Origin of the sequence: Flavobacterium branchiophilum NBRC 15030 = ATCC 35035 (assembly GCF_002217205.1) — a bacterium.
In the GTDB taxonomy this organism is placed as follows: Bacteria; Bacteroidota; Bacteroidia; order Flavobacteriales; family Flavobacteriaceae; genus Flavobacterium; species Flavobacterium branchiophilum.
This window is the reverse complement of record NZ_MUGT01000155.1, coordinates 1-2,495: the sequence shown is the minus strand read 5'-3', so window position 1 is coordinate 2,495 and position 2,495 is coordinate 1. Positions and strand designations below refer to the sequence as shown.

The 2,495-nt window shown below is 31.6% G+C and carries 3 protein-coding genes; 2 read left to right on the top strand and 1 reads right to left on the bottom strand.

Annotation, left to right across the window (positions count from 1 at the left end):
• Both B0A58_RS16890 and B0A58_RS14380 read left to right on the top strand, forming a co-directional pair.
• The coding region (locus B0A58_RS16890; RefSeq protein ID WP_317047329.1) for an RHS repeat domain-containing protein at positions 1-1,394 on the top strand (1,394 nt) is incomplete at its 5' end.
• Positions 1,391-1,858: a hypothetical protein gene (locus B0A58_RS14380; RefSeq protein WP_089081625.1), complete on the top strand. Its 468-nt coding sequence runs from the start codon at positions 1,391-1,393 to the stop codon at positions 1,856-1,858. The genes B0A58_RS16890 and B0A58_RS14380, both read left to right, overlap by 4 nt.
• A 431-nt stretch (positions 1,859-2,289) precedes the next feature.
• On the opposite strand, the gene B0A58_RS16675 is transcribed toward B0A58_RS14380, so the two are convergent.
• Positions 2,290-2,495: hypothetical protein (locus B0A58_RS16675; protein ID WP_207758855.1), on the bottom strand; the 206-nt coding region annotated here is incomplete at its 5' end.

The following is a 2,495-nucleotide window of genomic DNA, read 5'->3' as shown; positions in this document are numbered from 1 at the left end:
AACCTGATTCAAATTTGCTATTGTCGGTTACAGATGACACGGCAAATCCAAAGGGTTTTAACGACGGCAACACCCAAAACGATGATTTTGAGTATGACAACAACGGCAATATGACCGTGGACAAAAACAAAGACATCAAAAATATCACTTACAATCACCTGAATTTACCTACAAAAATTTTATTTGGTAATTCCAATTACATTACGTATCTTTACACCGCAAGTGGGCAAAAAGTGAACAAAGTGGTAAACGAGGCTGGAGTAATTACAACAACCGATTACATTAACGGGTTTCAGTACAAAAAAACTGACGCTGGATGTGTACTTGAATTTTTTCCGCATGCCGAGGGGTATGTTAAGCATACGGCTGGTGCTTTTAATTATGTGTTTAACTATACAGACCATTTGGGTAATGTAAGAATGAGTTATGGCAAAGACCCTGTTTCGGGCGTTTTGAAAATAACGGAAGAAAATAATTACTACGCTTTTGGAATGAAACATAAGAATTACAATATGTCGTTGAGGGGATATGGCAAATTGAATGGTAGTATTAGCCTTAACACTTGCGAAAATTGTGTAAGTTCTTATAATTATAAGTTCCAAGGACAAGAACGTCAAGACGAGTTAGGATTAAACTGGGATAGTTTCAAATGGAGAAATTATGATTATGCTATTGGGAGATTTATGTCAATTGATCCTCTTGCTGAGAAATACGTTTATAACGGTGTATATAATTTTGCTGAAAACCGTGTTATCGATGGTAGGGAGTTAGAAGGTTTGGAATGGGCAAATATAAAAAATAGTGATGGAACAACTTATCGACAATTAACTGTTCAGCTGTATAATAACTCTTCATTGACTGACAAACAAGTTGCTAAATTGACAGAAACAATAAAGGCTGACTTCGCAAAATCGTATAGTGGAGATGGAGCCTCTGCTCAATTAGTTGTGAATAATGTTACAGAAGCTAAAGGTGACTTTGTCGTAACATTAATAGATACGCAATCAAACACTTTGTATGATAGAAATACTGGAGAAGAAATTGGGAAAACATATGAAGGCGGTAAGACTGGAACATTAGGAGATACTCAAAGGAATAATTTTGAAGTAGCAGCAAATACGGATGGTTCGAAAAGAAGTAATTCTGATATATCAAGAAGTTTTTCTCATGAAGCTGGTCATACTGCAGGTTTAGAACACCCATGGTTAGCGAGTAACCCTGTAAGTGATATAAAACAAGGAACTGCTGGCGTCACAAATAATACTGTTAGAAATAATCTTATGAATTCAGACAAAAACACGAACGTCAATAATCGTTCAACTTCTGGTACTACACTTACTTCTGGTCAACTTCAAAGTATTGATAAATTGATAGAAACTCAAACAAAAAAATGATGAAAAGTATATTGAATTATTTAATAATAACAATTATTATTCTTTTAAGTAGTTGTAAGCCATCTGAAAAAGTTCTGAAAAATATTTCGTGCTCTGGTAATGTTATATTACAATATGACAAAATAAAACAGAGTGATAAAAGTAAGCAAATTGCGAATAAAGATTTAAAAGCGTTTACAGTATATTTTTTGGATAAATATAAAGACAGTATTCAGGGATATGTTAATAATAAATTGTGTTATGTAAAATATCTAAATATGAATGGTAATTCAGATAGTATGAATGAATATTTTGGGTATAATTACTCAAAAGATGTAAAAATGCCTGTTTTAAAAATAGTTTCAAAAACTAAAAATACTTGTTTTGATTTAGATATAGATATTAATTATAAAATAATATATGTTTATCTTTCTGATGAAGGTAATTGGATAGTACGATTTTCAAATGTTTCTTATTTGTATTAAAATTACAAATTTAAAAATAAAATTCAATAAAAAATAGAATAAAAGTCAATCAATTACAGAATAATTTTTAAAAAAAATTCTATTTAAAATAAAAGATATCTATCAGTACCCAACTTTTGAAATGTTCTATTTAGTAATAAATTTGTTTTGCAGGCTGTGAAAACGTATCCGACTTCCTCACCCGTCCCAATAAACAAGAATCTAGATTAGAAAAACAACTCGACAAAAAACCCGAGCAATTGCTCGGGTTTTTTATCTAACTGAATAATCTTATGGACACCTCTAAAAACTCGATTTGCAGAAAAATTAAAAACCTTATTTTGTTTATATTCAATATTTTATGTTTTTTAAAAAATCAAAATATTGAGTTTTTAGAGGTTACCTTATGATACTGTTCTAAAAACATCACTAACACAACCCAAAGCTGCAACCTAGCCCCGACAGTAGCGGCATCCTTTTTGTTTTTTCTTTAAAAACAAAAAGATACAGCGTATGGCGGGAACTGCCCCTGCGTGGAAATGCCAAATGTGGCGGCTTCTTGTAAGTGGGAAGTATGAAGTATGAAGTATGAAATTAGAGGTTAGAAGTAAGATGGGTTTACCTTTGTCAAATTTTGATAATTTGACAAAGGTTTTTT